At 60.9% G+C, this 6,312-nt stretch carries 7 protein-coding genes; all 7 read left to right on the top strand.

Annotated features, from left to right (window positions below; all coding sequences use genetic code 11):
• Window positions 1-833, top strand: an 833-nt coding sequence (locus G4D87_RS31540) for a PD-(D/E)XK motif protein (RefSeq protein ID WP_205507789.1), incomplete at its 5' end; no start/stop codon positions are given.
• 25 nt (window positions 834-858) lie between these two features.
• Complete coding sequence (locus tag G4D87_RS31535) at window positions 859-2,913, top strand: AIPR family protein (protein WP_163786403.1); 2,055 nt, start codon at window positions 859-861, stop codon at window positions 2,911-2,913.
• Window positions 2,914-3,221: 308 nt separating this feature from the next.
• Window positions 3,222-3,365, top strand: a complete 144-nt coding sequence (locus G4D87_RS31530) for a hypothetical protein (RefSeq protein WP_163786402.1) — start codon at window positions 3,222-3,224, stop codon at window positions 3,363-3,365.
• Window positions 3,366-3,505: 140 nt separating this feature from the next.
• A complete protein-coding gene (locus G4D87_RS31525) occupies window positions 3,506-3,973 on the top strand; it encodes a DUF4150 domain-containing protein (RefSeq protein ID WP_163786401.1) in 468 nt (155 codons plus the stop codon).
• Between the two features lie 33 nt (window positions 3,974-4,006).
• Window positions 4,007-4,525, top strand: a complete 519-nt coding sequence (locus tag G4D87_RS31520) for a DUF6484 domain-containing protein (RefSeq protein ID WP_163786400.1) — start codon at window positions 4,007-4,009, stop codon at window positions 4,523-4,525.
• 11 nt (window positions 4,526-4,536) lie between these two features.
• Window positions 4,537-5,571 (top strand): AHH domain-containing protein, encoded by a 1,035-nt coding sequence (locus tag G4D87_RS31515; RefSeq protein ID WP_163786399.1) that lies wholly within the window; start codon window positions 4,537-4,539, stop codon window positions 5,569-5,571.
• Between the two features lie 29 nt (window positions 5,572-5,600).
• Window positions 5,601-6,182 carry an imm11 family protein gene (locus G4D87_RS31510; RefSeq protein ID WP_163786398.1) on the top strand — a complete coding sequence of 194 codons (582 nt, stop codon included), beginning with the start codon at window positions 5,601-5,603 and terminating at the stop codon, window positions 6,180-6,182.
• The last annotated feature ends 130 nt before the right edge of the window (window positions 6,183-6,312 follow it).

Below are 6,312 nucleotides of genomic sequence, written 5' to 3'. Positions count from 1 at the left end.
TGGTTGTATGCCGGACGCGTCCACCTGAGCCTCCATCGCTCGGAGCGATGCTGGTCGAGGCCCGGCCGCGGCAACGGGGCGAGTGGGCCGTGGTAATCCGCCTCGATCGCCCAGATCTCACGGGCCTATTCACGCACGTCGTCGAAGACCTTGTAGACGCAACGTGCGTGGCGCCACCGGACCCCGGTGAGGTCGTGACCAGGCGCCTAGCTCGGTGGCAACGGCTGTTCTCCCGCCGTCCCTCGGCTCTGTTGGAGGATCACGAAATCCGCGGACTCGCTGCCGAACTGTCTTTCCTGGTGGATGAAGCCATCCCCAAGTTCGGGCCGCTTGCTGCGGCAATGGCTTGGGTTGGCCCCTATGCGGCGCCGAAGGATTTCTCGTTCCACGCCGTCGAGGTCGAGGTGAAAGCCACACATCGTCAGCGCCGGTCTGTTAGCATCAGCTCACTGGATCAGCTCACTGATGCCGGGCTCCCAATCTGTCTTTGGTGCCGCAGTGTAGAGATCGAACGAGGCCAGTCGGGCGCCCTCAACGCCACTTTCGCGGAACTCGTACGTAGTGTCAGGACTGCCGTAGCTGAGGATGCAGCTGCGGCGGAACGGGTCGAAGATGCTCTACGCGCTGCTGGCTACGAGGACCGGGCGGAGTATGAGGCGACCATGGTCCGGTTCGGGCCGGCAGTCAGCTACGCTGTGAGGCGTGACTTCCCTCGCATCCAGCGTCCCGATGTTGCTACAGGCATTGATAGCTGCATCTACGAGATTGCCGTGACCGCAATCTCGCGCTTCCTTGTGGAGAGTTGGAAGGAGGTAGCAGGCATTGAGATCTGAGCTGCACGACTTCCACACAACACTCATGCAGGAGGTCGCTGCACGTGCGAGCGCTCGCGGTGAATTGACGCGCACGATCCTGGTAGAGAATCTGGTCGGACGCCTACTAGATGCGGAGGAAATTCAGGACTGGATTCCATGTTTCTTCGATGGACGAGGTTCCCGGCGCCGCGCCATTGCCCTGGATGGCTACAGCCAGGACGAGTTCACCCTCGACGGCACGCTCCACCTCTTGATCGTCGACCTGCGTGATGACGCCTCCCCCTGTATGCTCAACTCGGCGGAAATCAAAGCCGCCTTCTCGCGCGCATCCGCTTTCTTTGCTGAGGCACGATCCGGCCGTCTGCTTGATGACCGGAACCCTGAGCGTCCGGACGCAAGCACACAGGTCGCAGATCTCGCGAGATTCATCCAGGAACAGGCCGGCGCAATCAAGACCGTCAGGGTTCTTTTGCTCTCGAACGCCGTCCTTGGTTCCCGCTTCAAGCAGGTCGACCGTGACGCAGTTGATGGAGTGAAACTAGAGCTGCATGTCTGGGACCTCTATCGCTTTCACCAGCTCGCCGCTGTAGGGGGCCGCGAGTTGGTCGATATCGACCTCACCGCCTTCGTTGCATCCGGACTTCCCGCACTGCCGGCGAGCATCGGTGATACGGGCTACTCAGCATACCTGTGCGTAGTGCCTGGCCGCCTATTGGCGGACATCTACGAGCAGTACGGCAGCAGACTTTTGGAGGGCAATGTCCGAGCTTTCCTCAGCGCACAGGGCAAGGTGAACAAGGGTATCCGGATGACCATAAGGAACGCGCCGGAAAACTTTTTCGCATTCAACAACGGCATCACTGCGACGGCGACGGCAGTAGAAATTGATAAGTCGGATGGGATCCACCGTCTTGTGCGGGTCAGAGACCTCCAGATCGTCAATGGTGGCCAGACGACGGCCTCGTTGTACAACGCTTGCCTGCGTGACCAAGCCTCGATGGACAGGATCTTCGTGCAGATGAAGTTATCCGTGTTCCCAAACGAGGTCGCCGAGGTCATGATCCCGGAGATCTCTCGGTTCGCGAATACTCAGAACAAGGTGAGTGACGCGGACCTCTTCGCCAACCACCCCTTCCACCGTAAGGTCGCGGAGCTATCGGCGAGCGTGTGGGCTCCACCCGCTCCTGGTTCACAGCAGATGACCCACTGGTTCTACGAGCGGGCTCGCGCTCAGTACCAGACGGAGCAGTTCAAGTTGAAGCCTACCGAGAAACGAGAATTCCTCATCCGGAATCCGAAGCACCAAGTGATCACGAAGACCGATCTGGCCAAGTTCGAGAACACATGGCGGAAACAGCCTCACTTCGTGAGCCGGGGCGCGCAGAAGAACTTCGTGACCTATGCTGATGCCGTTCGAGAGGAGTACGACCAGCGGCCGGCAGACTTCAATGAGCGTTGGTTCCAGCATGTAGTGGCCCGCGCCATCATTTTTAGGTCCACCGAGAAGCAGGTGTCGTCAGCGGCATGGTACTCCGGCGGCTACCGAGCCAACATCGTCACGTATGGAGTGGCGCGGCTTGTCAAACTTATTGAGGACGAGTACCCCGATCGAGTAATCGACCTCGATCGAATTTGGAGGACCCAGCGCGTTTCAGTGGCCGTCGCGAAGCAACTCGTGTTGTGCGCCGAGGCGGCTTTTCGCGTGCTTACCTCGCCCCCCCCGCACTGGTCGAACATCACGGAGTGGGCGAAGAAGGAGCAGTGTTGGCAGGCGGTGGCTGCCGCCAATATTTCCCTCCTGCCCGACCTTCAAGTAGACCTCAAACTGACTGGCGAGGAGCGGGGCGAGCACCGAGATGCACGCATGCTCGCCAAGCAGGATAATGCAATAAGCGCGCAGGTCGAGTTCATCCGGATAGCCGAGAACGGATACTGGCGCCGAGCACTCACATGGCCGGCTACACGCAGCCTGCTGTCGGGGGGCGAGTACGGCATCCTGACGATGGCGGCTCAACGCCCAGGCTGGGTTCCCAGCGACGCCCAAGCCAAGAAGCTGATGGCGATCGCGAAGAAGCTCGGCGAGGAAGGACTCCTTTAGAGAGTAGAACTGGTCTCAAGATTTAGTGAGCAGGCATGGGCCCTCTCTGCCAACATGAGTGAGACAGTTCGTACCCGGCGGTTTAATGTGCAGGGCGACCCAGGCAGGAACGATGAGCGCAGTGGTGGGAGAGGCTCGTGTCAGGGAGACCGAGGTGGTGGAGAAGGCCAGGCGCCGAGGGTTCACGGCGGAGTACAAGCTGCGGGTGCTGGCGGAGGCAGAGCGCTGCACGAAGCCCGGTGAAGTCGGAGCGCTCTCGTGCCGGGAAGGGCTGTATTCCTCGCTCTTGAGTGAATGGCGGCAGCGCGATGAGGGGCGCTATCGGCTCGCAGTCCGAAGAAGCGCGGTCCGCCGGCGAAGGCGCCCGACGCGTCGCCGAACTGGAGAAGGAGCTGGCCCGCGCCCAGGTGCGCCTCAAGCGCGCAGAGGCCCTGCTGGACTTCCAAAAATAGCTTGGGAGTGGAACTGCCCAAGCTCGACGGGGAGCCCTGATGACCGTGGCACTGGAGGCTGTCGACGTACTGCGCGTGGCGCCGGCGTGCCAGGCACTGGGCCTGACGCGCGCCCCTTCGGATTCGATGAGGGGGACGCGATGCCCGTGAATACTGGCGTGAACAAGATGTCCGTGGTGACGAAGGACAGCGGTGGGGGCACCACGGCGTTCCCGGACGTGTGCAAGACGCCGAGCCCGGGCGGGCCTATTCCCATTCCCTACCCAAACGTGGCGCAGTCCTCGGACACTGACCAGGGCGCCAAGACGGTGTCCGTGGGTGGCAACCCGGTGTGCGTGAAGGACTCCAACTTCAAGATGAGCACCGGCGATGAGGCGGGCACCGCAGGTGGCGGCGTGGCCTCCGGCAAGACAAAGGGCAAGGCCGAGTTCGTCAACTTCTCCTTTGACGTTCAGTTCGAGGGAAAGAACGTGGCGCGCGCCTTCGACCTCATGCTCCACAACGACAAGAACACGCCGCCCTTTCCGGTCATGCAAGGCCCTGTGGTCGCAGCCGGAACCGTGGCGGAGGAGCACAACTGCAAGATCTGCAACAAGGCCTTTGATTGACATGCGTTCGCGGGCTGCGAGGAAACTCTGAACATGACGACTTCAGCACGGCGCGGAAAGCAAGCGGCTGCCCAGGCCAAAGCAGACGAGCGGATCGCGGAGCCCCGGATAGGCTGGGTGGCGGGAGCGGACGAACAAGGCGAGTTGCTCGTGGATTTTCCTGGCAATCCGTTAGGGCCCATTCCCGCGCGGAGCACGGTCGCTGTGTCCGCTGAGGAAGCGTTCCGCGCGGCGCGCGAGCGTCAAGGTGTCGTGCTGCTCTTCGAAAAGGGCGAGCCTGCGCTGCCCCTCGTCATGGGGTTATTGAAGACGCCGAGTTCTACCCCCTTGACTGACCGTCTGTTGGATGACGCCTTTTCGCGCGTTCCCATCGAGGCGCGGGTCGACGGCAAGCGCGTGGTCATCGAAGGTCGCGAAGAGGTCGTCATCCGCTGCGGCAAGGCCAGCCTGACGCTCCGCCGTGACGGACAAATCCGACTGCGGGGCGTGAACGTAAGCACCGAAGCTGAACAGGTGCAGAAGATCAAGGGCGGCAACGTTCAAATCAACTAAGGAGAACCGCCATGGCCAAACAGGCGAAAGAGCGGCACCTGAACGACTTGAACATCGGGAAGTATCACTTCACGCAAGGCGGGAAGAGCTGCCTCAACGCGCATGTCTCACCCTATCAGGAAGGCAAGCCCTGCAGCCATCGCTGGCATGCGCGCGTGGAGGGGGCGTCCCTGCGGAAGATCGAGCCGGGCCACGAAGAGGAGAACCTCTACAAGTGGCCGTCGGACATGCCAAAGCAGCCGCCAGCCGGGACGACTTGGGACCTCTCCGGCGACAACTTCACGACCAGCGCCAGCGTCCCGTACTCATTCGAAGCCCATCATGTGGTGCCGAACGAGGAACTGAGCATCGTCATCAATAGTATCGGCAAGGAGTCGGCGAAGAAGAACGAAATCACCCTCTTGGTACGCAAGGGATTGATGCAGGAGGAGTACAACCTCAATGACAGGGTGAACATGATCATCCTGCCGATGATGCGGGATGAGGCCTTCGCGCTGGCGCTTCCGAAGCACAAGCGAACCGTCGAACAGTTCAACCACCACTTGTATAGCTGCTACGTGAGAAAGCACCTCAAGAAGGCGCTCGCGGTGGTGAAGGAAGACGTCGACGCGCACGAGGAGGAAGCCAGGGAGAATGACAAGGCGGCGAAGGAGAGCAAGAAGGAGGCCCATCGTAGTGACGAGCAGGCCGACCGCCAGCAGACGCTTGCCAAGGCGCACACGGAGAAGGGGTGGTCCGGCAGGGCGGGGACGCATGAGCAGCGAGCGAAGTCCCACCGGCTTCAGGCGATGAACAAGTGGGCGGAGGCCCAGTACCACTCGGACGAGGCCAGAGAGCAGCGGGTGATGGCCATGAAGAAGGTACAGGCGAACCCTACGGGGCAGGGCAAGCAAGGCATCGAGAACCTGTCGAAGGTGCTCAAGGAGGGCATCATCGCCGCGGGACTCTGGATGAAACAGACGGGGCTGGATGGCTCCCTGGAAAACTTCAGGGACTTCATCAAGCAGCGTGACACTGCCTCGAGCGGCGGCGGAATGCCTGACTGACGGACCGGCCGGGAGGCGTGTGAACTTCAATGAATTTCTACTTGCTGGATACGATGGGCGAGCCGGACGAGGACCTGTGCCTGCTCGACAACTTCGTAGAGGGAATCGACCGTTATTCGTGGCGGATTCAGAGGGGAGTGCCCCTGGCTTCAGACTGGCCAGTCGATGCGAAGATTTTCATGAGCCTCGACATGCCGGGCATCAAGCTGGCCTCTTTGATTGGCAACACGGAGAGCATGCTCGTGGTCGTCAAGGAGTTGAAGGACGTCATCCAGGAGCACTGCCGGAACGACATCGAATATCTGCCCTTCACGCTCTACGACCATCGTAAGCGGGTGCGTAGCCGGGATTACTTCATCATCAACCCCATCGGCACCCATGACTGCCTGGACCTTCAGGCCAGCACCATCGTTTGGGATGAGAACGACCCGACGAACGTCATCGCGGTGAACAAGCACGTCCTGCAGCGCGACAAGGTTTCGGATGCGCCGCCGCTGTTTCGCATCAACAAGGACTCGAGTGAGTACCTGGTGAGGACTGATCTGGCTCAGGCCATCTACAAAGGGGGCTTCACGAATATTCTTTGGAGGAAGCTGCCCTTCAACAGTTAGCGAAGAATCAGGCCATGGCAAACGTGACGGACTCGCCAGCATCTTCACCCGCCGAGAGTTTGGCCCATCGCCGTCCAGACCTCCAGTGGGATGTCCTTGAGGAGCACCTCGACGAAGCGACGTTCCTATG

This window comes from Myxococcus vastator (genome assembly GCF_010894475.1).
Taxonomy (GTDB): Bacteria; Myxococcota; Myxococcia; order Myxococcales; family Myxococcaceae; genus Myxococcus; species Myxococcus vastator.
The sequence above is the reverse complement of the archived record's forward strand: the minus strand, read 5'-3'. Positions and strand labels throughout refer to the sequence as shown.

Coding starts and splice junctions, on each gene's coding strand:
- G4D87_RS31535 (WP_163786403.1), top strand. CDS start 859: ATGCAGGAGGTCGCTGCACGTGCGAGCGCTCGCGGTGAATTGACGCGC.
- G4D87_RS31510 (WP_163786398.1), top strand. CDS start 5,601: ATGAATTTCTACTTGCTGGATACGATGGGCGAGCCGGACGAGGACCTG.
- G4D87_RS31525 (WP_163786401.1), top strand. CDS start 3,506: ATGCCCGTGAATACTGGCGTGAACAAGATGTCCGTGGTGACGAAGGAC.
- G4D87_RS31520 (WP_163786400.1), top strand. CDS start 4,007: ATGACGACTTCAGCACGGCGCGGAAAGCAAGCGGCTGCCCAGGCCAAA.
- G4D87_RS31530 (WP_163786402.1), top strand. CDS start 3,222: ATGAGGGGCGCTATCGGCTCGCAGTCCGAAGAAGCGCGGTCCGCCGGC.
- G4D87_RS31515 (WP_163786399.1), top strand. CDS start 4,537: ATGGCCAAACAGGCGAAAGAGCGGCACCTGAACGACTTGAACATCGGG.